The 23,151-nt window shown below is 71.7% G+C and carries 18 protein-coding genes; 3 read left to right on the top strand and 15 right to left on the bottom strand.

The annotated features are described in order from the left end of the window. Window positions 1–62: 62 nt before the first annotated feature. A complete protein-coding gene (locus tag EXU48_RS21590) occupies window positions 63–1,070 on the top strand; it encodes a ribose-phosphate diphosphokinase (RefSeq protein ID WP_133109770.1) in 1,008 nt (335 codons plus the stop codon). Here EXU48_RS21590 and EXU48_RS21585 read toward each other — a convergent pair. The 4 genes from EXU48_RS21585 to EXU48_RS21570 form a co-directional block, all read right to left on the bottom strand. Further along, window positions 1,043–3,103 carry a 3-hydroxyacyl-CoA dehydrogenase NAD-binding domain-containing protein gene (locus EXU48_RS21585; RefSeq protein WP_133109769.1) on the bottom strand — a complete coding sequence of 687 codons (2,061 nt, stop codon included), beginning with the start codon at window positions 3,101–3,103 and terminating at the stop codon, window positions 1,043–1,045. The two genes, EXU48_RS21590 and EXU48_RS21585, sit on opposite strands and share 28 nt — an antisense overlap. Further along, the gene (locus EXU48_RS21580) at window positions 3,100–4,326 is read right to left on the bottom strand and encodes a thiolase family protein (protein WP_133109768.1); all 1,227 of its coding nucleotides are present in this window, start codon (window positions 4,324–4,326) and stop codon (window positions 3,100–3,102) included. The genes EXU48_RS21585 and EXU48_RS21580 overlap by 4 nt, the downstream gene beginning before the upstream one ends. A 175-nt stretch (window positions 4,327–4,501) precedes the next feature. Further along, a complete protein-coding gene (locus tag EXU48_RS21575) occupies window positions 4,502–5,788 on the bottom strand; it encodes an HRDC domain-containing protein (RefSeq protein ID WP_133109767.1) in 1,287 nt (428 codons plus the stop codon). Continuing rightward, window positions 5,785–6,363 (bottom strand): DUF3000 domain-containing protein, encoded by a 579-nt coding sequence (locus EXU48_RS21570; protein ID WP_235857188.1) that lies wholly within the window; start codon window positions 6,361–6,363, stop codon window positions 5,785–5,787. The genes EXU48_RS21575 and EXU48_RS21570 overlap by 4 nt, the downstream gene beginning before the upstream one ends. A gap of 193 nt (window positions 6,364–6,556) precedes the next feature. Between EXU48_RS21570 and EXU48_RS21565 the strand changes: the two genes are divergently transcribed. Further along, window positions 6,557–7,798, top strand: a complete 1,242-nt coding sequence (locus tag EXU48_RS21565; RefSeq protein WP_133109766.1) for a carboxylate--amine ligase — start codon at window positions 6,557–6,559, stop codon at window positions 7,796–7,798. 55 nt (window positions 7,799–7,853) lie between these two features. On the opposite strand, the gene EXU48_RS21560 is transcribed toward EXU48_RS21565, so the two are convergent. From EXU48_RS21560 to EXU48_RS21525, 8 genes are all read right to left on the bottom strand, one after another. Then, window positions 7,854–8,333, bottom strand: coding sequence for a hypothetical protein (locus EXU48_RS21560; protein WP_133109765.1), 480 nt, complete (start codon window positions 8,331–8,333; stop codon window positions 7,854–7,856). A gap of 62 nt (window positions 8,334–8,395) precedes the next feature. Then, complete coding sequence (locus tag EXU48_RS21555) at window positions 8,396–8,896, bottom strand: HNH endonuclease signature motif containing protein (RefSeq protein ID WP_133109764.1); 501 nt, start codon at window positions 8,894–8,896, stop codon at window positions 8,396–8,398. 68 nt (window positions 8,897–8,964) lie between these two features. Next, on the bottom strand, window positions 8,965–10,980 hold the full coding sequence (locus EXU48_RS21550; protein ID WP_133109763.1) for a DUF222 domain-containing protein: 2,016 nt from the start codon (window positions 10,978–10,980) through the stop codon (window positions 8,965–8,967). Window positions 10,981–11,172: 192 nt separating this feature from the next. Further along, window positions 11,173–11,601, bottom strand: coding sequence for an HIT family protein (locus EXU48_RS21545; protein WP_133109762.1), 429 nt, complete (start codon window positions 11,599–11,601; stop codon window positions 11,173–11,175). A 31-nt stretch (window positions 11,602–11,632) separates the two neighbouring features. Next, window positions 11,633–12,388 (bottom strand): iron ABC transporter ATP-binding protein, encoded by a 756-nt coding sequence (locus tag EXU48_RS21540; protein ID WP_133109761.1) that lies wholly within the window; start codon window positions 12,386–12,388, stop codon window positions 11,633–11,635. Beyond that, complete coding sequence (locus tag EXU48_RS21535) at window positions 12,385–13,437, bottom strand: iron chelate uptake ABC transporter family permease subunit (RefSeq protein ID WP_133109760.1); 1,053 nt, start codon at window positions 13,435–13,437, stop codon at window positions 12,385–12,387. The genes EXU48_RS21540 and EXU48_RS21535 overlap by 4 nt, the downstream gene beginning before the upstream one ends. Further along, entirely contained in the window at window positions 13,430–14,416 is a 987-nt protein-coding gene (locus EXU48_RS21530; RefSeq protein ID WP_133109759.1) for an ABC transporter permease, read from the bottom strand. Before EXU48_RS21530 ends, EXU48_RS21535 begins: the two co-directional genes overlap by 8 nt. A 7-nt stretch (window positions 14,417–14,423) precedes the next feature. After that, complete coding sequence (locus EXU48_RS21525; RefSeq protein ID WP_133109758.1) at window positions 14,424–15,464, bottom strand: siderophore ABC transporter substrate-binding protein; 1,041 nt, start codon at window positions 15,462–15,464, stop codon at window positions 14,424–14,426. 238 nt (window positions 15,465–15,702) lie between these two features. Between EXU48_RS21525 and EXU48_RS21520 the strand changes: the two genes are divergently transcribed. Further along, a complete protein-coding gene (locus EXU48_RS21520; protein ID WP_165962942.1) occupies window positions 15,703–16,605 on the top strand; it encodes an aminodeoxychorismate lyase in 903 nt (300 codons plus the stop codon). On the opposite strand, the gene treZ is transcribed toward EXU48_RS21520, so the two are convergent. The 3 genes from treZ to glgX are packed head-to-tail and all read right to left on the bottom strand — an operon-like array spanning window position 16,595 to window position 23,108. Continuing rightward, the gene (gene treZ / locus EXU48_RS21515; protein ID WP_133109756.1) at window positions 16,595–18,376 is read right to left on the bottom strand and encodes a malto-oligosyltrehalose trehalohydrolase; all 1,782 of its coding nucleotides are present in this window, start codon (window positions 18,374–18,376) and stop codon (window positions 16,595–16,597) included. The genes EXU48_RS21520 and treZ overlap by 11 nt on opposite strands. Further along, a complete protein-coding gene (treY, locus tag EXU48_RS21510; RefSeq protein WP_133109755.1) occupies window positions 18,373–20,874 on the bottom strand; it encodes a malto-oligosyltrehalose synthase in 2,502 nt (833 codons plus the stop codon). The genes treZ and treY overlap by 4 nt, the downstream gene beginning before the upstream one ends. Then, window positions 20,871–23,108, bottom strand: a complete 2,238-nt coding sequence (gene glgX, locus EXU48_RS21505) for a glycogen debranching protein GlgX (RefSeq protein WP_133109754.1) — start codon at window positions 23,106–23,108, stop codon at window positions 20,871–20,873. The genes treY and glgX overlap by 4 nt, the downstream gene beginning before the upstream one ends. Between the last annotated feature and the right edge of the window lie 43 nt (window positions 23,109–23,151).

Here is a 23,151-nt window from a genome sequence, read left to right as displayed (position 1 = left end):
CGTCGCGCGACGTCGATCGGATCCCCTAGCATCGCCACCAGACCCCGGAGAGAGGCAGGCGCATGCGCGACATCGTGGTGTTCACCGGCAGCGCACACCCCGCGCTGGCGCGGCTGATCTGCGACGAGCTCGGGATCGAGGTGTCACCATCGGAGACCACCCGGTTCAGCAACGACTGTCTGCAGGCACAGCTCGGAGCGAACTGCCGCCAGCGCGACGTGTACATCGTGCAGCCGCTCGTGCCGCCCACCCAGGAGCACCTGATGGAGCTGCTCCTCATGATCGACGCAGCCAAGGGCGCCTCGGCCGCGCAGATCACGGCCGTGATCCCGCATTTCGCCTACGCCAGGTCGGACAAGAAGGACGCCTCCCGGATCTCCCTGGGCGGGCGTCTGGTCGCGGACATGCTGGTCGCGGCCGGTGCGGACCGGATCCTCACGATGACGCTGCACTCGCCACAGGTGCACGGCTTCTTCTCGGTCCCGGTGGACCACCTGACCGCGCTCGGGGTGCTCGCCGACCACTACCGTGGGCGCGACCTGTCCGACGCGATCGTGGTGTCACCGGACCTGGGGAACGCGAAGACCGCGACCCAGTTCGCACGGCTGCTCGGCCTCCCGGTCGCGGCCGGGAGCAAGCAGCGGCTCGCCGACGACCGGGTGGTCATCGACGCGATCGTGGGCGACGTCGCCGGGAAGCGGGCCATCGTGCTCGACGACGAGATCGCCACCGGTGGCTCGATCGTGCAGCTGATGGCCAAACTCGACGAGGAGGGCTGCCACGAGGCGTCCGTCGCGTGCACCCACGGACTGTTCACGGGTAGCGCCGTCGCCCGGTTGAGCGAGCACCCGATGATCACCGAGGTGGTGACCACGGACACGGTGCCCGCACCGGGCGACTGGCACTCCCTCGTGGTGCGGTCGGTGTCCCAGCTGTTCGCCGAGGCGATCCGACGCATCCACGAGGGGGAGTCGGTCAGCAGCCTCTTCGACGGCGTCGACCCGACCCACGCCCCGCCGCAGCCGTCCCTGTTCGAGCGGGCTCAGCTCGCGGCGTCGCGGTCCAGGTGACCGGTCCGGCGCAGGTACGGCGTGATCCCACCCAGGTGGAACGGCCAGCCGGCGCCGAGGATCATGCCGAGGTCGATGTCGGCCGCCTCCGAGACCACCTGTTCGTCGAGCATCAGGGTGACCTCCTCGGCGAGCGCGCCACCGACCCGGTCGAGCAGCTCCGGCGCCGTGTAGGCCCGGCCGGCCCGGGAACCGAAGTAGCGCTCGATGCCCGGGTCGACGGGTGAGGCGGCTGTGGGACGACCTTCGTAGGTGACGAAGGGCGTGCCGTCGGTGACCATCCGGGCCAGCCCGGGCGACGTCGGGTACCGGTCACCGAGGTGCTCACGCAGGGTGTCCAGGACATGCATGGCGACGGCGGGGCCCACCAGCTGCAGGAGCTGGAACGGGCCCATGGGCAGGCCGAGCGGCCGCAGTGCGGCGTCCGCGGTGGGGACGTCGGTGCCGTCCTCGAGGGCGCCGAGAACCTCGCCGAGCAGGCGCACGAGGAGTCGGTTGACGACGAAGCCGGGCGCGTCGGCCACGGCGATCGCGGACTTGCCGGACGCCTTGGCGACGGCGAACGCGGTGGCGTAGGTGGCGTCGTCGGTCCGCTCCGCGCGGATGACCTCGACGAGGGGCATCTGCGCGACCGGGTTGAAGAAGTGCAGGCCGACGACCCGCTCCGGGTGCTGCAGGTCCGCAGCCATCGCCGTGATCGACAGTGCCGAGGTGTTGGTGGCGAGGATGGTGCCGGAGCCGATCACGGTCTCGAGCTCGGCGAACACCTTCTTCTTGACGTCCAGCTCCTCGAACACCGCCTCGATGACCAGATCAGAGACGGCAAGATCGGCGAGGTCCGTGCTAGCGCTGACCAGGGAGGTGATCCGGTTCGCCTCGTCGGCGCCGATGCGTCCCTGCTCGGCGAGCTTGGCCACCTCCGCGCGGACGAAGCCCAGGCCCTTCTCGGCCCGCTCCGCGTCCAGGTCCCGCATGATCACCGGAACGCGCATCCGCCGCGCGAACAGCAGCGCCAGCTGGGAGGCCATCAGGCCGGCCCCGACCACGCCGACCGAGCGCACCGGCCGGGCCAGGTTCGCGGACGGGGCCCCGACCGGCCGCTTCGCCCGGCTGGAGGTGAGGTCGAAGGCGTACACGCCGGCCTTGAACTCCGGCGACACGATCAGGTCGGCGAGCGCGTCGTTCTCGGCCGCGAAGGACGCGTCCCTGTCACCGTCCGCCGCCAGTGCGAGCAGATCCAGGGCGACGTACGGGGCCGGTGCGGCGCCGTGCAGACGGCCGTCGACCTTCGCCCGGGCGGCGTCGACTCCGGCGAGCCAGCGGGCGCGGCCGGCCTCGTCGAGCGGCTCCGGCCGGTCCGGGGTGACCTCGCCGCGCAGTACCCGGGCACTCCAGCGCAGCGACTCGGCGAGGAAGTCGGCCGGTTCGAGGGCGACGTCCATGACGCCGAGCGCCACGGCCTCGCCGGCCTTGAGCTGGCGGTTGTTGCGCAACGGGTTCTCGACCACGACACCGAGAGCCTTCTCGATGCCGATCAGGTGCGGCATCAGGAAGGTGCCACCCCACCCGGGGATCAGCCCGAGGAAGACCTCGGGCAGGCCGAGGTTGCGCACCGAGGCCGCGACCGTGCGGTAGGTGGCCGAGAGCGCCAGCTCCATGCCGCCCCCGAGGGCGACCCCGCCGACGTAGGCGAACGTCGGCACGGCCATGTCGCTGAGGATCCGGTACGTGTCGTGGCCGGCCTCGGCGATCTCGCGGGCCTGCTCGGTCGTGGTGATCCCGGCCGCGGCGTGCAGGTCCGCACCGGCGGCGAAGTGGAACGGCTTGCCGGTGACGGCGGCCGCGACGATCTCCCCGGCGTCGGCGCGTGCCGACACGGCCTCGAACGCCTCCCGCAGTGCGGCCATGCCGCCGGCGCCGAGCGTGTTGGGCTTGGTGAAGTCGAGTCCGTTGTCGAGGGTGACCAGGGCCAGTGTGCCCAGGTCCTCGAGCTGGACGTCGCGGACCAGGGCGCGGGTGATGCGCTCGCTCATCGGTTGCTCTCCTCGCTGGCGGCGGAGTAGTCGGGGTGGTGCGGGTTCTCCCAGATGACGGCGCCACCCTGGCCCAGCCCGACGCACATCGCGGTGAGGCCGTAGCGCACCTCAGGACGGGCGGCGAACTGGCGGGCGAGCTGGGACATGAGGCGCACGCCGGAGGCGGCGAGCGGGTGCCCGACGGCGATCGCGCCGCCGTACGGGTTCACCCGCGGGTCGTCGTCGGCGATGCCGAACGCGTCCAGGAAGGAGAGCACCTGCACGGCGAACGCCTCGTTCAGTTCGAACAGTCCGATGTCGGCGACGGACAGGCCGGCGAGCTCGAGCGCGCGCTCGGTCGCGGGCACCGGGCCGAGGCCCATCACCTCGGGCTGTACGCCCGCGTACGCGTAGGAGACCAGGCGAAGCTTCGGGGCCAGACCCCACGCGGAGGCGACGTCACCGGCGACCAGCAGGGCCGCCGTCGCCCCGTCGGTCAACGGCGACGACGTCGCCGCGGTGACCCGGCCCCCCGGCCGGAACGGGGTCGGCAGGCCGGCCATGCCTGCCACGGTGGTGCCGGGCCGGGGTGGCTCGTCCGCGGTGGCCAGGCCCCAGCCGCGGTCGGGGTCGGGGACCCCGACCGGGACCAGGTCCGGCGTGATGTCACCGGCCGCCAGCGCGGCCGCGTACTTGGCCTGGGACGCGGCTCCGAATGTGTCCGCGCGGTCCTTCGTCAGGGCCGGGAACCGGTCGTGCAGGTTCTCCGCGGTGGCGCCCATCACCAGGGCGTCCGCGGAGACGATCCGCTCCGCGACGAACCGGGGGTTCGGTTCGGCGTCCCGGCCGAGCGGGTGCCGGCCCATGTGCTCGACCCCACCGGCCAGGGCGGCGTCGACGGCACCGACCGCGATGCCGGACGCGAGCGTGGTGACGGCGGTCATCGCGCCCGCGCACATGCGGTCGATCGCGAATCCCGGGACGGTGGTGGGCAGTCCGGCGAGCAGCGCGACCGTGCGACCGAGGGTCAGGCCCTGGTCGCCCGACTGCGTGGTCGCAGCGATGGCGACGTCCCCGATGGCCTCGACGGGGACGCCCGGGTTGCGCCGGAGCAGGTCCCGGACCACGGCGACGGCGATGTCGTCCGCGCGGGTGTGGGCGTACAGGCCGTCGGGCTTGGCGCGTCCGAACGGGGAGCGGACCGCGTCCACGAGGACGACGTCTCGACCGAGCAGGGGCATGGTGGCGACCTCCGGGTCACATCTGCGGGACTTGATCTGGGACTGCGAGTACTAGGTAACTCCGAGGCCACTCTATACGCCGCTGGTGGCGTGCGGCACGGCGGGCCGGGTGGCCCGGGGTCGCGGGAATCGCGCCCGCGGTGGTTCCCGGGCGCGCGGTCGTGGTGAGAGCCGGTCAGGTGCCGGGGCCGGCCGGCTCCGAGGGCTGCGAGGTCGCCGTGGGCTCGCGGGGGCGCGGCGGCGCGACCAGGGCGCGGGCGATCGGCTCGGCGACGAGGTCGACCTGCCAGCGTCGGGCACCGAGGTCGGTGAGCGCGTCGGCGACCGTCTCCACCGTGACCCGACGGGGTGGTGCCCACGAGATCCGGCGCTGGAACTCCGGGGTGAGCAGGTTCTCCTGAGGCAGCTGGAGCTCCTCGGCGAGAGCGCGCACGTCCTGGCGCACGTTCTCGAGGCGGACGGCGCCCTCGGGGTTGCGATCGCGCCAGGCCCGGGGCGGGGGCAGGGTGTCGCCGAGCGGGGTGCGCTTGGCCGGGAGTTCCCCGGGCTCCAGCGCGAGCGCCCGTGCGACGGCGTCCGCCCAGATGGACAGGCGGCGGGCCGCCCCCCGGCTCTTGAACGGGCGCAGTTCGGCGAGGGCGGCGCGGTCGCGTGGCTTGGCCTGAGCGGCCGCGACGATCGCGGCGTCGGGCAGGATCCGACCGGGTGAGATGTCAGCCCGTTCGGCCGCGATCTCGCGGGCGTGCCAGAGCTCCCGGACGATCGCCAGGCCGCGGGCGTCCCGGACCAGGTGGGTGCCGGACGTGCGGCGCCAGGGGTCGGTGCGCGGGGGTGGTGGTGGCGCGGTGCGGACCGCCTCGAACTCCTGTTCCGCCCACTCGACCTTCCCGGTCCGGGTGAGGTCGGCGGCGAGCGCGTCCCGCAGTTCGACGAGCACCTCGACGTCCAGGGCCGCGTACCGCAGCCAGCTCTGCGGCAGCGGACGCTCGGACCAGTCGGCGGCCGAGTGCTCCTTTGCGAGGGCGAACCCGAGCTCCGCCGCCACCATGGGCCCGAGCCCGACCCGGTCGCGTCCGAGGAGACGCCCGGCGAGCTCGGTGTCGAACAGCCGCGACGGCGTGAACCTCAGTTCCGCGAGGCACGGCAGATCCTGGTTCGCGGCGTGCAGCACCCACTCGACGCCGTCGAGCGCGGCGCTCAGCTCGCTGAGGTCGGGAAGCTCCCGCGGGTCGATGAGCGCGGTGCCGGCGCCGGCGCGACGCAGCTGGACGAGGTAGGCGTGCTGGCCGTACCGGTAGCCGGAGGCTCGTTCCGCGTCGACGGCGACGGGGCCGCTGCCGGCAGCCATCCGAGCCACCACCTCGTCCAGGCCGGCCGCGGTCGCGGTGACCTCGGGGACCCCCTCCGCCGGTTCGAGCAGGGGGATCAGTTCCGCCGGGGCGTCGGGTTCGACGTCGGTCATCGCTTCCTGTTCAGTGGGCTCACGTTGTCAGGGATCGGCGGCAGGCCCGCCGTCTGGCAGGTCAACAGTGCCCAGGCGCGCAGGTGCGGGGCCAGGTCGGTGCTCCCCGGCGTCCAGGACGCCCTGATCTCGATCTCGACCTCGCCGGAACGCAGATGCAGACCACCGAAGGTCTCCGAGAGGACGCGGGTGACGGTGCCGGAGAGGGAGTGGTAGTCGGCGCCGGAGGCCTCGAGGGCGTCGGTGAGCCAGGACCAGCCGACCTCGCCGAGCAGCGGGTCACCGGAGAACTCCGGCTCGAGCTCGGCGCGGGCCATGATGATCACTCGGAACTCCCCGTTCCAGGCCTCCTGACCCTCGGGGTCGTAGAGCACCACGAACCGCCCGTTGCCGAGCATGTCGTCCGGGTCCCGGGTGGGGTTGACCTCGCCGGTGAGCGCGAGAGCGTAGGGCGCGATCCGGGTCGGCGCCGGCACCTCCTCGAGGTGGAACTCCGGGCGCATCCGATGCCCACGCAGGCTCAACAGAGCCGCCTCGAAGTCCGGTGGCGCGACGGGCGTCTGCTGCACGTTCACCAGTTCAGGCTAGGCGGCGCCGGGCCAACCTTCGAGAGGCGCGCCGAAGGCGGGCCGGTAGACTCGCCCAGGTTTCGCCGTCGGGCCGTGCCTGCGGCGCGCCGCGGGGAGACACCCGCACCGGTTGCGCCGCCGGTCCCGCGGCGCCGAACCGCCCCCGCCACGCCCGGACCGCACGGAGGATGCTGCGCCCATGACCGACCGGACCCTGTGCCCGGTGCTGCTCGGCACCGACCTCGGCATCTACGCGATGGCGCGTTCGTTCCACGAGGCGTACGGGGTGCGCTCGGTGGTGATCAGCGAGCTGCCGCGCGGCCCGATCAACGACTCGGCGATCCTGGAGAACGTGTTCGTCGGGGACGACGCCGATGACGAGCGGATCCTCGCCGCGCTCGACACCGTGGCCGCGGCGCATCCCGACACCGACCGGATCCTGGTGGTCAACTCCGATCACCAGCTCGCGTTCGTGCTGCGGTACCGGGAGCGCCTCGAGGCGAACTACGTGATCCCGTTCGCCGCAGAGTCGATCGTGACCGCCCTCGCGGACAAGACCTCGATGTATGCCGTGCTGGAGCGGCTCGGGATCCTCGCGCCGGCCACCGTGGCGGTGGCGGCGCTGCCGAGGGACGAGCAGGCCTGGCGTGCCGCGGCGGGGGAGCTGACGTTCCCGGTCGTGATGAAGCCGTTCGCCGGGGCCGAGTTCGAGGAGCTGACGTTCGCCGGCCGGCGGAAGGTCTACGCCCTCGACGACGCCGACACCCTGGTGCGCGAGCTGGAGCGGATCGCCGCCGCGGAGTATGGCGGGACGATGCTGCTGCAGGAACTCGTGCCGGGTGACGACACCTGGAACCGGGTCGTCAACTGCTACGTCGACTCCCATGGTGACCTGACGATGGCCGCGTCCGGCCGGGTGTTGTTGGCGATGCATCAGCCGACGTTCATCGGGAACTCGGCGATCATCATGGTCGAGTACGACGCGGACCTGGTGGAGTCCGTTCGCGCCGTGCTCGCCGAGGTCGGGTTCCGTGGGTTCGCGAGCGTCGACTTCAAGATCGACCCTCGGGACGGCCGGGCCCGGCTGCTGGACATCAACCCCCGGCTGGGGCGCTCGCACTACTACGCGAACGTCGGTGGGGTCAGCACCGCGCAGGTCCTGGTCGAGGATCTGGTGCGTGGGCGACGGGTGGAGCCGCAGCGGGCGACGGCGCAGGGCATCTACGCCTACATCCCCACCTTCGTGCTGGGCCGGTACGTGCGGGACCGGGAACTGCTCGGGCGTGCGCGTGGTGTCCTGCGGCGTCGGCGGGCCGTGCACCCGTTGAAGTACCGCGGGGACCGGAGCCCGAAGCGATGGCTGTACCGGATCCTGGCGCAGGTGAACCAGCTTCGGGCGCTGCGAACCTATTACCCGAGGCCCACGGACAGCGGCTTCTGACCGGTCCTGACCCGGCCCCGATCTGCCCTCGGACCGGGCCTGATCGGGCTCTGCGTCAGCCGACGAAGTCGGTGCCCGAGTAGAAGTGCAGCACCGGCACGCCGAGTTCCTCCCGGGCGCGCGAGGCCCAGTCCTGGTGGAACGTGTCCTCGACGGCGTGCGGCCGGGTGACCACGATCAGCTCGTCGGCGCGCAGGTTGTTGACCGCCTGGGTGAGGGCGGGGAGCGGGTCGTCCGCGATGACCGATCCGGAGGCCTCCGCGCCGACGGCCGAGAAGCGGTCCAGCGAGGTGTTCAGGGCGGTGTCGGCCTCGCTGCGGGCGGTCTGGGCGTCAGTGCGGTGGGTGAGGCTGTCCCAGGCCTTATGCATCTCGAACAGGCTCAGGTGGTCGATGATGTCGGTGATGACGTTGCGCTCGGTGTCCGCCGGGACGAGCACCTCGAACCTGGCCTCGGGATCGTCGTGGAGGTGGAGGATCTTCTTCACGTCGCTCTCACGGAGCGCTTCTTCGGTGAGGACGAGGATGGTCGGCATGAGCCGAGCATAGTGTGGCGGGAGCCGCGCCGATCGCGGCGCCGGGGCGCGATCGCGGCCGGTCAGAACGGTGGCGGCTCATCCCGGTCGGCGAGCGTCGGCTCCGGCTCGCGCTCGAGATGGAACGTGTCGCCGTCCGCGAGTTTGCGGTAGCGCTGCCCGGTCGGCGTGGTCCACTCGAAGACGCCCGGCGTCGGCTGGACCAGGCGGTAGCCGGCGTGCGTCTTCAGCAGGTGGTGGCGCTTGCAGAGCGGGCCCAGGTTGTGCGCGGCCGTCGGTCCGGCCGGGTACGGGACGGTGTGGTCCAGCTCGGAGTCGATGGCCGGCTGCGTGCACCCCGGGGCGACGCAGACCGGGTTGCGGTGGCGGACGTGCTCGGCAAGCGGGGCCGGGGGCCGGTAGGTGCTGGTGCCGACGTCCAGGACGGTGCCGGACGCCGGATCGGTGAGCAACCGGCGGATGCTCGAATGCGCGGCGTGGGCCCGGGCGTCGTGGGCCGGGATCGGACCGAGCGAGGTGACGTAGGCCGGGGCATCACCACCGAGGAGGGTCGTGATCGGCACCGTGACGTCCACCCGGGCCCGACGCCCGGCGGTGGAACTGAGCGGGTACCGGTGCAACACCGTGCCCGTCAGCGGCGGCGCCTGCGCCGCCGCTGGGGAGGGCCCCGCGGGCGCCGACGGCGGCATCTGCGCGGGCCATGCTCCGGTGACACGGCCGACCCGCTGGTCGTCCGGTGGTCGCCATCGACGCCGGGGATCGGCCCGCCGAACGCAGACTCGGGCCGGGACGCGGACCGGGACGGGCCGCGAATCTCGACCATCAGCGGATCCACCCGCTGATGTCTCGACGTCGGAGGCTGTGCGGGCAGCGCTGCGCCGGTGGTGGGTGTGGACGGTGAGGTCCCGCTGGGCAGGGCCGCGCCGGGGGTGGGTGTGGTCAGTTGGGCGCCGGTGGGTAGGGCTGCGCCGGGGGTGGGTATGGCTGGTGAAGTCTCGCTGGGCAGGGCTTCGCCGGGGGCGGGTGTGGCCGGTTGGGCGCCGGTCGGCAGGGCTGCGCCGCCGGGGTCGGTTCCGGCCCGGACACCGGGGGAGTGGCTCGTCGCGGTGGAGTCCGCCGTCGGAGCTGGTGACGGCGCAGGAGCGGGCGGCATGGGCATCCCGGGGAGTGCGCCCGCGACCGGGACCACGGGGCCGTGCGCAGGATCGTGCGCCCGACGGTACTCCTCCGCGCGGATCCGGTCCCGGTACCACGCGATCCCGGCGGGACTCATGGCGTTGACGACCACCTCCCGGTCCATGCCGGTGCGCTCGGCGATCGCGCGGTAGCGGGCGGTCGCGGCCGCCGTGGGCACGATGCCGTCCGCCATCAGAGCGGATGCGTCGAACGGCGCCACGAGGCCGAGGACGGCCGGCGGCAACCTGCAGGGGCCGCCCACGGGTGCCGTCCCGACGGCGGCCCGATCCGGCCGTGCCACCGGCGCTGCGGGCTCCGAGGGGCTCGTGCCCGTGGTCGCGTCGGTCGCGGTGCCGCCGGAGCGCGTGCCGCCGGCTTCCTGGGTCCCGGGAGTGGGGCCCGGCACGGGTGCCGAGGTCGTCACCGTGGCGCCGACGATGGGGCCGTCCGTGTCGAGGGGCAGGCGCACCTCGACGGCCCCGGTGGCGAGCGCGGTGTGCCCGAACAGACCCAGGAAGTCGGCCCGCAACGCCTCGATGGTGTTCGGGTCCCCGGCCGCCCGGGCGGCGCGCGCGGCACCGTCGAGAGCGGCGTCCATCGCGGCGGCGTCGAGCGTCGGCAACACGGCGTACAGGGAGCTCATGCCGTCGCCGAGCGGCCGCGGACGGTCGACGCGGCGCTTCTTCGCGGCCGCCTGCGGCCGCTGCGTGAAGTTCGCCTGGTCCACCTCGGCGACCGCCCGCGCGACGTCCTGACGGACCTGGTGGTGCGGCTGGTGCGCCGCCCGGGGGAGCACGATGTCCTGGACCTCGAGCGCCTGGTCCGGTGAGAGGTGTTCGACTCCGGCCACGATGATCTCGGCCTTCGCGGCGTCGATCTCACCGGCTGCGAGGGCGTCTGCCGTGGGGATGCACTCGTTCCGCAGCGCGTCCCCGCTGCGGATCAGGTTGCGGCCCCGCTGCTTCGAGCACCCCAGCCGCATCGCGACCTCCTCGCCCGCGAAGTTCGTGTTCCTTGTGCCTGCCGCACGAGGCGCCACCGGCCCCAGTTCCAGCCGTGCATCCTGACCGACGAGCGAGGCGAGTTCCCGAACACGGCCCGCGGCCCAGGAATTGACCCGATCCCACGCGGCGAGCTCCTCCAGTGTGGTGTAGGCGTCCGCGCGCCAGCGGTCCGCCTCCAGCAGGAGGTCCACGAGTTCACGCCCGGGGGCCACACCGGCGAGATCGCCGGCTTCGACGTGGCGGGTGGCCACCTCGGGATCGGACTCACCGGGTTCGCGAAGGGGTGTCTCGAAGATCTCGGTGAGAAACTCCTCGGGCACCTCCGCCAGCCACTCGGCCGGGACGGTCAGCTCACCGTCGGCCCCCAGCCAGGAGGCGTACTCCGCCGCGGCAGCGGCACGATCGGCAGCCGTGAGTGCGGCAGCCTCGGCGTCCGTGAGCCGCTCGTCGGCAGTGCTTGTCCCCATGCAGCAACACTAGAACAGACGTACGACATTCGTGCGAAGGGTGTGGATGGCCCGAGATTTCGCGCGCCCGCGGCGCAGTCGGGACGGTCACGACCGGCGAACGGCGGCAATCTCCGGCTCGCTCCAGCGCCACCTTCGCCTCGTGACGGCGGCCCCGGATCAGACTCGGCGCGACTCCAGCCCCGCTCGGGCTCAGTCCCCCGGTACGAACGCCGCGTGCCCGTCCGCGCGCAGCTGCGCCCGCAGCGTGGCCGCGGCGTGATCGGCGTGCGCGTCGGGAACGTCGCGCATGGCGCTGCCCAGGTCGAAGTCGGCGGGGGACCGGCTCGGCCACACGTGCACGTGGGTGTGCGGGATCTCGTACCCCTGGATCAGCATGCCGATCCGCGCGGCGTCGAACGCGCTCCGCTGGGCGGTGCCGATGGCCTGGGCGACCGCGAACACATGCGCGGCCACGCCCGCGGGCAGGTCGACCCACTGGTCGACCTCCGCGCGGGGCACGACCATGACGTGCCCGAGCTGCAGCGGCTCGATGGTCAGGAACGCGACGCAGACCTCATCGGACCAGACGAACCGGCCGGGGATCTCGCCGTCGATGATGCGCGTGAACAGGGTCGCCATACCCGCAACGGTAGCGTTCCGACGACCTGAGTCAGTAGTAGACCGCCAGCGCCCCGTTCGGCCCGTCGATGACCTGCACCTCGGTGTCGAACACGCGGGTCAGCACCTCGTCTGTCATGATCGTGGCCGGCGTGCCGAACTCGACCACCCGGCCGTCCTTGACCGCACAGATGTGGTCGGCGTACCGGCCGGCGAAGTTGATGTCGTGCAGCACCACGATGATCGTCCGGTCCAGTTCGGTCGCGGCTCGCTTCAGGTGCCGCATCATCTGCACGGAGTGCTTCATGTCGAGGTTGTTCAGCGGTTCGTCGAGGAGCACGTGGTCGGTCTCCTGGCACAGCACCATCGCCACGTAGGCACGCTGACGCTGTCCGCCGGAGAGCTGGTCCAGGTATCGGTGCTCCAGCTCCGTGAGCTCGAGGAAGTCGATCGCCTTGCTGATCGTGTCCTCGCAGTGCTGGGTGAGCCGGCCCTTCGAGTACGGGAACCGTCCGAAGCCGACCAGCTGCCGCACCGTGAGTCGGGTGATGAAGTGGTTCTCCTGCCGCAGGATCGACACGATCCTGGCGAGGTCCTTGGACGCCGTGGATGCGACGTCGTACCCCGCGATCTCGATCGCGCCGTCGTCCATCCCGAGGAGCCGCCCGATCATGGTCAGCAGGGTCGACTTGCCCGCGCCGTTGGGTCCCACGAGCGCGGTGATCCCGCCGGTCGGGATCTGCAGGTCGACCGGACCGATCGTCACCTCGTCTTCGTAGCTCTTGCGGACGTCTCTCAGGGTGATCACAGGCGGCCCTTCCGGAGCAGCACGACGAGGAACACCGACCCGCCGACGAGCTCGATGATGATCGAGACGACGCCCTGGGCGTAGAAGACGTTCCGCATGATGAAGTAGGCCCCGGACAGCACCACGAAGCAGGTGAGGATCGCGACCGGGAAGATGTGACGGTGGTCGGCGGAGCCCGAGATCTGGTAGGCCAGGGTCGCGACCAGGAAGCCGAGGAACGTCATCGGACCCACCAGGGCCGTGGACGTGGCCATCAGGAGTGAGACTCCGAACAGCACCTTCATGATCTCGGACCGGTGGTCCAGCCCGAGGTTGTTCGTGGCGTCGCGGCCGAGGGTGAGCACGTTCAGGCGCCGCGCACGCAGCCAGAGCGCGACCGCGGCGGCGACGCAGAGCGGGATCGCCACGGGGAAGTAGTCGGGGTCGGCGTTCGAGACCGAGCCGAACAGCCGAGCAGTGAGGATGTCGAAGTCGCTCGGGGTCAGCAGGCGCTGCATAAAGGTCGAGACCGAGCCGAGCCCTCCGCCGATGATGATCCCGACCAGCAGCATGACCTGCAGGTTCGCGTACCGTCCGGACAGGAGCCAGCCGTACAGCAGCAGGGACAGTCCGACCATCACCGCGACCTGCATCACGAACTGGGGGAGCCCGGTCAGGGCGACCAGCCCACTCACGCCGAGGAAGTAGATCGCGGCCGTCTGGATCGCCACGTACAGCGACTCGAACCCCATGATCGACGGCGTGATGATCCTGTTGTTCGTTGCCGTCTGGAAGCTGACGGTCGCCGTGGCCTGGCAGATCGCGACGATCGCCATCACGAGGACGCTGGTCGCGCGCATCCTGGCGATCCGCCAGAACCCGTCGGAGCCGACCGGCATCGGGTTGTCCCAGGCGAGCAGCCCGAACCCGAACCCGACCGCGAGCACGATCAGGACGGCGAGCGTGATCCGGTAGCGGCGGTGGGCCCGCGGGGTGCCGAACGCGCTGGTGGTCCGGCCGGAGGCCGGCGGAGTGCGCCGGTCCGGCCGCGTGATCGTCGCCTCAGCCATGACGACGCTGCCGCAACAACAGGGCGATGAACACGACGGCGCCGACGACCCCGAGGATCAGGGAGACCGGCACCTCGAAGGGCGCGATGATCGTCCTCCCGATCAGGTCGCACAGGGTCACGATCGCGATGCCGAGCAGACATACCCAGGGCAGGTTGCTGCGCAGGTCGTCGCCACGGAACATCGAGACGACGTTCGGCACGATCAGGCCGAGGAACGGCAGGTTGCCCACCACCACCGTGACCACGCCGGTCGCGATCGCGATCAGGCCGGTGCCGAGCAGGATGACCCGGTCGTAGTTCAGGCCGACGTTCGTGGCGATCTCCTCGCCGAGGCCGGCCACGGTGAACCGGTCCGCGACGATGAAGACCACGACCACGATGGCGGCCACGATCCAGAGCGCCTCGTACTGCCCGCGCAGGACCGAGGTGAAGCTCCCGGCGAACCAGATCCCGAGGTTCTGGAGCATGTCGGTCTGCAGGGCGACGAACGTGGACACGGACCCGACGACGGCGCCGAACATGATCCCCACGATCGGCACGATCAGCGACGACTTCAGCGAGACGCGGCGCAGGAACGCGAAGAACACCATCGTGCCGATGAACGCCGCGAGCACCGCGCCGCCCATCCGGGCCGCGATGCCGGCGCCGGGGAACACCACCATCACGCCGAGGAGGCCGAGGCCGGCCCACTCGGTGGTGCCGGTGGTGGTCGGCTCGACGAACCGGTTCTGCGTGAGCAGCTGCATCACGAGGCCGCACATCGACATCGCCGCACCGGCGAGGACCAGGGCGATGGTCCGCGGGACCCGGGTGATGGCGAACATCTCGCCACCGTCGGAGGCCCCGACGACGTCGTACTCGCCGGTCAGCAGCGAGACCACCAGGAGCGCGCCGACGACGCCGACGCCGATCAGCAGGCGCGGGTCGAGCAGGCCTCGGGTGGGCGGGCGTCGTGGTGCGGTGGGGGTGGTCGTCACGCCGGGATCAGCCCTGCTCGAGCGCGTCCGCCAGGGTGTTGAAGAACTCCGTGTAGGTCTGGATGCCCTCGTTCGTGTAGGTGTCCGCCGGCATGTAGACGATGTTGCCGTCGGCCACCGCGGTCACGTTCGCCAGGGCCTCGGAGTCCTCGATGATGTCCGCGCCGGGTACGTAGGCGGGGTCGTCCGCGGAGATGGCCGCGTCGCGGTCCATCACCAGGATCAGGTCCGGGTCGGAGTCCGCGATGGCCTCGACCGAGATGTCGTCGCCCTCGTGGTCGTCGCTGCCGTCGGGCACCTCCAGGGCCGGCGTGAGGCCGAAGATGTCGAACATCGGCCCGATCGTGCGGCCCACGGACGGGGCGATGTAGCCGATCTCACCGCCGGAGGTGTTCACGGCCATGACCGTCGTGGCCGGGTCGTAGGCGGCGGCCACCCGGTCGATCGCGGCGTCGAAGTCGGCGATCAGTTGTGCGGCGTCGTCCTGGTGGCCGAAGACCTCACCGAGCACGGTGATCTGCCGGCGCAGTTCGTCGTCGAACGGTTCGCCCTCGCGCGGGTCCAGTTCGAGCACGACGGCGTCCGGCGCCAGCCCGGCGAAGTCGTCGTGGTACTGGGTGAAGCGCTGGCCGTTGACGATCAGGTCCGGTTCGACGGCGACGATCGCCTCGAGGTCGGGCTCGCGGTGGTTGCCGAGGTCGATGATCGTGTCGTCGTCGGTGTAGGCGATCGTGTCCGGCATCAGGGAGACCGCGGCGGCGGTCAGCTCGATGCCCCAGTCCGAGAGCGTCTCGAAGGTGCGGTTGTCGGTCGCGACGACCGACTCGAGCGGCAGCCGGATCGTCTGGGTGCCGTTGTTGTCCTCGACCTCGACGGACGTGGCCTGGGCGGTCGTCGGGTCGTCGCCCGCCTCGTCGTCGGCGGTGGCCTCGCCGGCGCAGGCGCCCAGGGCGAGTACGGACGCGGCGGCGAGCGCCGCGACGTAGCCGCGTCGAGCGGCCCGCCGTGGTGCGGTCGAGACGGCGGACGGGCGGGGGCGGGATGACATGGATCGACCCTTCGACACGTGAGGTCAGGATGCCGAGCGGACCCGGCGTGGACCCCCTCACCATATTGGTGAGCAAAGCCTTACCTAACCAACGGCGCGATGAAATTGATCACAACAGCGTGTCGTAAAAAGATGGCTGCGAGCGTGGAGCGGCACGACGGCGTCGCTCGCGTTCGCGTCGCACACGCCCCGACGGCGTCGGCGTCCGTTCGCAGGTCGCGCGCCTATGCTCGCGGGTGTGTCGACAGTTCCCGCACCGGTCCTCGTCCTGCTCAGTGCTCCCACCGAGAACGAACCGCTCGATGGCACGGGTTTCGCGCCGGCGGACCCGACGGTGCCGCACCTGGACGTCAACGACCTCGGCGCGGTCCGCGGGGACGGGATCTTCGAGACGATCGGAGTGATGGACGGCCGCCCGCAGGCGCTCGACGCGCACCTGCTCAGGTTCGCCCGGTCCGCAGCCCAGCTCGACCTGCCCGCTCCGCGCCTGGACGTCTGGCGCGCGGCCGTCCTGGCCGCCATCGAGACCGCACGGACCGCCGGCACGCTGGGCCCGGAGGTCGGCGTCAAGACCGTGCTCACCCGGGGCGTCGAGGGCACCGGCGTGGCGACCGGTTGGGTGCGGCTCGCCCCGGCCCCCGACCTGGACGCGTCCCGGCGCGACGGCGTCCGGGTCCTCACGCTCGATCGGGGCTTCCCGGCCGATGTCGCCCAGCGCGCGCCATGGCTGCTGCAGGGCGCCAAGACGCTCTCCTACGCCGTCAACATGGCCGCCCTTCGGTACGCCCACGGCCACGACGCGGACGACGTCATCTTCGTCAGCGCGGACGGCGCCGTCCTCGAGGGGCCCACCGCGAACGTCCTGGCGCGGATCGGCGACGAGGTGGTCACCCCGCCGACCGACCAGGCGATCCTGCCCGGCACCACGCAGGCGCGGGCCTTCGACTTCTTCGCCGGGCGGGGGCTGCGGACCGTGGAGCGTCGGCTCGAGGCGGCCGAACTCGCCGGCGCGGACGGGCTGTGGCTCACCTCGAGCGTGCGGCTGGTGGTTCCGGTGCGCATACTCGACGGCGTCGCGTGCGCCGTGGACGTCGAGCTCACCCGGGGACTGCTTGCGCACCTGCGCGCCGTCACCGACTGACGAGCACCGCTACGCCGTCCGCGGGCAGGCGCAGCCCGGTGTCGGTGAGCGCGTCCTCGGCCGGCGAGTCCCAGGCGAGCGCCACCGACCAAGCGTCGGCGTCGGCCAGCGGCACCACCCGCTCGTCCGCCGCGAGGTTCATCACGGTCAGCACCGACCGGCGCCGGATCCGCAGCCATCCGGCGGCGGCGTCGTGCTCGATGGATGTCGCCCGCCGGTCGCCGCTGCGCAGGTCCGGGATCCGGGCCCGCAGGGCGATCAGGTCGCGGTAGAACGCGCGGATCCGTGCGTGGTGACCGCGTCCGCTCTCGGCCCAGTCGAGGGTCGAGGCCGCCACGGTGGCCGGGTCCTGCGGGTCCGGTGGCTCGGCGTCGTCCCCGTACAGGTCGGCCCAACCGTGGTCGCCGAACTCCCTGGCCCGGCCCTCCCGGATCGAGCGGGCCAGGTCCGGGTCGGCGTGGTCGGTGAAGAACATCCACGGGGTCGACGCCGACCACTCCTCGCCCATGAACAGCATCGGGGTGAAGCCGGTGGTTAGCAGGAGGGCGGCGGAGATCGCCTGCCGACCCTCGCTGAGGCGGGCCGCCGGCCGGTCCCCGCGGCCTCGGTTGCCCACCTGGTCGTGGGTGGTGGTGGACACCACGAACCGGTGACCGCTGACCTCGGCGGGCACCGGCGCGCCCCAGGCTCGGCCGCGGAAGGAGGAGAACCCGCCGTTGTGGACGAACACCTCGGCGAGTGCCTTCGCGAGGGTGTTGTAGGACCCGAAGTCGGCGTAGTAACCGTGCCGTTCCCCGGTGAGGAAGGCGTGGATGGCGTGGTGCACGTCGTCGTCCCACTGGGCCGTCATGCCCAGCCCGCCCTCGGCCACCGGGGTGACCATCGCGACATCGTTGAGGTCCGACTCGGCGATCAGTCCGAGCGGCCGGCCGAGCTCGTCGGCAAGCTGCTCGACGGCGGTGGCGAGTTCGGCGAGCAGGTGCACCGGGGAGTCGTCGGCGAGGGCATGGACGGCATCGAGCCGGAGGGCGTCGAGGTGGAAGTCGCGGAGCCAGCGCACGGCGTTCTCGAGGACGAACGCCCGGACTCCGGGCGAGCCGGGACCGTCGAGATTGACGGCCTCGCCCCACGGCGTCCGGTGCCGGTCGGTGAAGTACGGGCCGTAGCGGCTCAGGTAGTTCCCGGACGGACCGAGGTGGTTGTAGACGACGTCGAGGCTGACGCCCAGGCCGAGCTGGTGCGCGCCGTCGACGAACCGCTGCAGCGCGGCGGGGCCGCCGTAGGGCTCGTGCACGGCGTACAGGTCGACGCCGTCGTAGCCCCAGCCGGCGCGGCCGGGGAACGCGGCGACCGGCATCAGCTGGACGACCTGCACACCGAGGTCGACGAGGTGGGGGAGCCGGGCCAGCGCGGCGTCGAGGGTGCCCTGGGTGGTGAACGTGCCGATGTGCAGCTCGTAGAGGACCGCCCCGCGCACGTCGATGCCGGACCAGCCGGCGTCGGCCCATCGGTGCGCGCCGGTGTCGAACGTGCGCGAGGCGGCGTGCACCCCGTCCGGTTGCCACGGGCTGCGCGGGTCGGGCAGGGGGTCGCCACCGTCGAGCCGGAACGCGTAGTCGGTCCCGGTGGGCACCGGCCCGTCGCTCTCCCACCAGCCGTCGCCGTCGGGTCGCATGGTCAGGAGCCGGTCGCCGAGGTCGGCGGCGACCACCTGGGCGTGCGGGGCCCAGACCCGCAGGGGGGCGCCAACGATGTCGGTCCTGCCGCTCATGTGGCGGCCCCCGCCGTCTCCAGCACCGCGACCGGCGACTCGGTGAGCAGGCGCGCCAGGTCCACCGGGCCGCCGTCGTGTTCCGCGCCGGTGAGCACGTCGCGCCAGCGTCCCTCGGGAAGCACCACGGACCGCCCGCCCCAACCGCCGCCTGCGGACAGGGCGACCGAGAGCCGGGTGACGACCGTGACCACGGCGGGGACGCCGTCGACCGTGCGCGCGAACGCGACCGCGTGCCCGGTGGACGTCGGCAGCGGCTCGTACCCGGCCGCCGCACCGACGAATGCCTCCGGGACGCGCCGCCGCAGTCGCAGCGTCGATGCAGTGAGCCGCAGCTTCTCGGCGGCCAGGTCCCGCGGCGAGGCGCCGCCGTCGAGCCGCTTCAGTTCACGGGCGAGCGGGTCATGGTCCACCGGACCACGGTTGTCCGGATCCACGAGGGCAACCCGAGTTGACTCGGTGCCCTGGTAGGTGTCAGCCACCCCGGGAAGCGTGAGCTGCAGCGCCTTCGTGGCCAGCACCGCCGACCGTACCGGCTCGGCGGACAGCCGGACCCACTCGGTGAGCACCTGCCGCACCGCGGGATCCTCGAGGAGCGACGTGACGAACGTCGTCAGGGCCTCTTCGCCGGGCGCATCGGGCGTCGTCCAGGTGGTCCAGGTCTTCGCTTCCCGGGCCGCCTTGATCAGGTACCCGGTCAGCCGGGCCGCGGCGATCGGGCCGTCGTCGGTCCAGGTGCCCGCGAGGGTCTGCCAGAGCAGGTTCTCGGTGCGCCCGTCCAGGTCTGTCGGCCGGTACGGGGCCGTCGCTGCCCGCAGCGCGGCGACCGCTTGCTGCCACGGACCGGAAAGCTCGGACAGCACGCCGATCCGGGCGCGCACGTCCTCGCCGCGCTTGTTGTCGTGCGTGGACCCGGCGGTCATGCCGGCCGGGCGCTGCAGTTGCGTGGTGGCGGCCCACGCGTGCAGTTCGTCACCGCCGATGGCGAACGCCTGCGGGGCGCCGCCCACCTCGCAGAGGGCGCTCAGGTGCGTCCAGCGGTAGAACGTGGTGTCCTCGACGCCCTTGGCGACAACCGCGCCGCAGACCTGCTGGAACCGGATGATCACCTCGTTGCGGCGCGACTCGTGGTGGCGGCCCGCGCTGCCCACCTCGCGTCCGAGCACCAGGTCGACCACGACCTCCAGGGTCTCCGCGCGGTCCGGTTCCAGCCGCGTCGCGGCGAGGTGCGCCCACTCCCGCACGAGCGCCTCGCTCGCGCCGGAGGCGACCTCACCCGGGACCACATACGCCCGGTACCGGTCGCAGGCGACCACGAGCTCGGTGACGCAGTCGGTGATCGCGCGCAGGGTGTGGTCGCGCAGCCGGACGTCGTCGTGGCACAGGTCCGCGATCAGCGAGGAGAGCCGGTGCACCTCGGCGTAGAGCGGGCCGGTGGCGATCTCCCGCTTGGACACCTCGGTGAGCCGCGGCAGGGAGCCCACGGTGTCCCCGGTGAGTTCGGTCAGCACGGTCCCGAGCGGGCCGGCGCCGGCGGGGTCGATGAGGACCTGCCCGATCCGCCAGGCGGCGTCGTAGCCGGTGGTGCCGGCCGTCGGCCAGTCCGCGGGCAGCGTCTCGTCCGCCTCGAGGATCTTCTCCGCGACCGTCCACGCCCCGCCGGTCCGCTCGTCCAGGCGCCGGAAGTATCCGCGCGGGTCGGCCAGGCCGTCCGGATGGTCGATCCGGAACCCGTCGACCAGGCCGGCGTCGAACAGGTCCAGGAGCAGGGCGTGGGTGGCGTCGAACACCTCCGGGCGCTCGACCCTGACCGCCACCAGCGAGCCGACGTCGAAGAAGCGCCGGTAGTTGAGCTCCTCGTCCGCGACCCGCCAGTACGCGAGCCGGTAGTGCTGGCGCTCCAGAAGCTCGGCCAACGGCAGGTGCTCGGTGCCGGGCCGGATCGGGAACCGGTGCTCGAAGTAGCACAGCACGGGCTGGTCGGCACTGATCCCGACCTCCGGCTCGTCCAACCGGGAGACCGTGATCTCGCCGTCGGCCATTGCCGCGCCGAGCCGACGGCCGAGGACCGGCATCAGCACCTGGGCACCCTCGCCCCAGTCCACGTCGAACCAGGACGCGTAGGGCGACTCGGGGCCCTCGGCGAGTACCGACCAGAGCACCCGGTTCAGGCTCGCCGGCGTGGGCACGGCCATGTGGTTCGGGACCACATCGATCACGATGCCCAGGTCGTGGGCCCGGGCGGCGGCGACCAGTCGTTCGAAAGCCGGCCGCCCACCCATCACCTCGGAGAGCCGGCCGTGGTCGATGACGTCGTAGCCGTGGGTGGAGCCGGGAGCGGCGGCGAGCACGGGGGACAGGTACAGGTCGGTGACGCCGAGATCGCTCAGGTAGCCGACCTTGGTGGCGGCCTCGTCGAATCCCAGGTCGGGGCCGAGTTGCAGCCGGTAGGTCGAGATCGGGGTGCGGCGGGTCGATCCGTTCGCGCGGTCGGTCACTGCTGGCGTCCTCCGGGCGGGCGTCTCGTCGTGGTCGTGGTCGGGGTGGGCACAGTCGCCTCGGCGGCCACCGGCGACGGGGCCGAGACAGCGGTGTCGTCACCGGAGTCGCTCAGGCCGCGGGCCAGGACGACGATGCTGCGGGCGGTGACCGGGACCTGGCTGCCGGCCTCGAAGGAGGACCCGAGGTCCTGGTCGGCATCCGTGGTCAGCGCCGGGCTCCAGGTGGCTCCGAAGTCGGCGTCCGGCAGGGTGAAGTCGATGTCGTCGGCGTCGGCGTTCACGAGGAGGTAGAGCGAGTCGTCGGTGATCCGGCGGCCGCGTGCGTCCGGCTCGTCGATGGCTTCACCGTTGACGAACACCGCGACGGAGCGCGCGAACGCGGTGTTCCACGCGTCCTGGCCCATCACGGCACCGTTCGGCTCGAACCAGACCAGGTCGGGCAGTTCCGGGAGGCCGTTCGCCGGCGAGGTGGAGCCGTTGAAGAACCGGCGACGGCGGATCACGGGATGGTCCGCACGGAACCTGATCAGGAACTGGGTGAACGCGAGCAGCGCGTTCTGTTCGGCGTCGGTGTCCCAGTGCACCCAACTCAGTTCGTTGTCCTGGGCGTAGGTGTTGTTGTTGCCCTGCTGGGTTCGGCCCAGCTCGTCGCCGTGGGCGATCATCGGCACGCCCTGGGACAGCAGCAGGGTGGTCAGGAAGTTGCGCTGCTGCCGGGCCCGGAGTGCCCTGATCTCGGGGTCGTCGGTGGGGCCCTCGACGCCGCAGTTCCAGGAGCGGTTGTGGTTCTCGCCGTCCTGACCGTCCTCGCCGTTGGCCTCGTTGTGCTTCTCGTTGTAGGAGACCAGGTCCGCCAATGTGAAGCCGTCATGTGCGGTGACGAAGTTGATCGACGCGATCGGCGTGCGCCCGGTCTGCTCGTACAGGTCCGAGGATCCGGTGATCCGGCTCGCGAACTCACCGAGCGTGGACGGCTCGCCGCGCCAGAAGTCGCGGACCGTGTCCCGGTACTTGCCGTTCCACTCCGTCCACAGTGGCGGGAACCCGCCCACCTGGTATCCGCCGGTGCCGAGGTCCCACGGCTCGGCGATGAGCTTGACCTGGGAGATCACCGGGTCCTGCTGGATGATGTCGAAGAACGAGGACAGCCGGTCGACCTCGTGGAACTGTCGGGCCAGGGTCGCCGCCAGATCGAACCGGAACCCGTCGACGTGCATCTCGGTGATCCAGTACCGCAGCGAGTCCATGATCATCTGCAGCACGTGCGGGGACCGCATCAACAGCGAGTTGCCGGTGCCGGTGGTGTCGAAGTAGTGCCGCTTGTCCTCGTCGACGAGACGGTAGTAGGAGGCGTTGTCGATGCCGCGGAAGGACAGCGTCGGGCCGAGGTGGTTGCCCTCCGCGGTGTGGTTGTAGACCACGTCGAGGATGACCTCGATGCCGGCCGCGTGCATGGCCTTGACCAGGCTCTTGAACTCGAGCACCTGCTCGCCACGGGTGCCGAACGCGGAGTAGCCGTTGTGGGGGGCGAAGTACCCGATCGTGTTGTAGCCCCAGTAGTTGCTCAGACCCTGCTCCACCAGGGGCGGGTCCTGGACGAACTGGTGCACGGGCATGAGTTCGATCGCGGTCACCCCGAGGTCGACCAGGTGGCCGATCACCGACGGGTGCGCGAGCCCGGCGTAGGTGCCGCGGATCTCCTCGGGCACGTCCGGGTGCAGCATCGTCATGCCCTTGACGTGGGCCTCGTAGATGACCGAGTCGTGGTACTCCCGGTCCGGTGGCCGGTCGTGGCCCCAGTCGAAGAACGGGTTCGTCACCACCGACGTCATCGTGTGCGGCAGGGAGTCGTCGTCGTTGACGATCGTCTGGAAGTCGGCGTCCTCGAACCGGTACGCGAAGAGGGCCTCGTCCCCGTCGATCTGACCGTCGATGGCCTTGGCGTACGGGTCCAACAGCAGCTTGAACGGGTTGCACCGGTGCCCCCGGTCGGGGTCGTAGGGGCCGTGCACCCGGTAGCCGTACCGCTGACCGGGCTGGACCGTGGGCAGGTAGACGTGCCACACGAACGCGTCGACCTCGGTGACCTCACACCGGGTCTCGATGCCGTCGTCGTCGATCAGGCACAGTTCGACGCGCTCCGCGACGGAGGAGTACAGCGCGAAGTTCGTTCCGGTGCCGTCGTAGGTGGCGCCCAGCGGGTAGGGGTGGCCGGGCCAGGTCTGTTGCATAAGCCCAAGAGTGCCATCTCGGCTCCGTCCGCGCGTGACGGGC

It is taken from the genome of Occultella glacieicola, from assembly GCF_004353825.1.
In the GTDB taxonomy this organism is placed as follows: Bacteria; Actinomycetota; Actinomycetes; order Actinomycetales; family Beutenbergiaceae; genus Occultella; species Occultella glacieicola.
The sequence above is the reverse complement of the archived record's forward strand: the minus strand, read 5'-3'. Positions and strand labels throughout refer to the sequence as shown.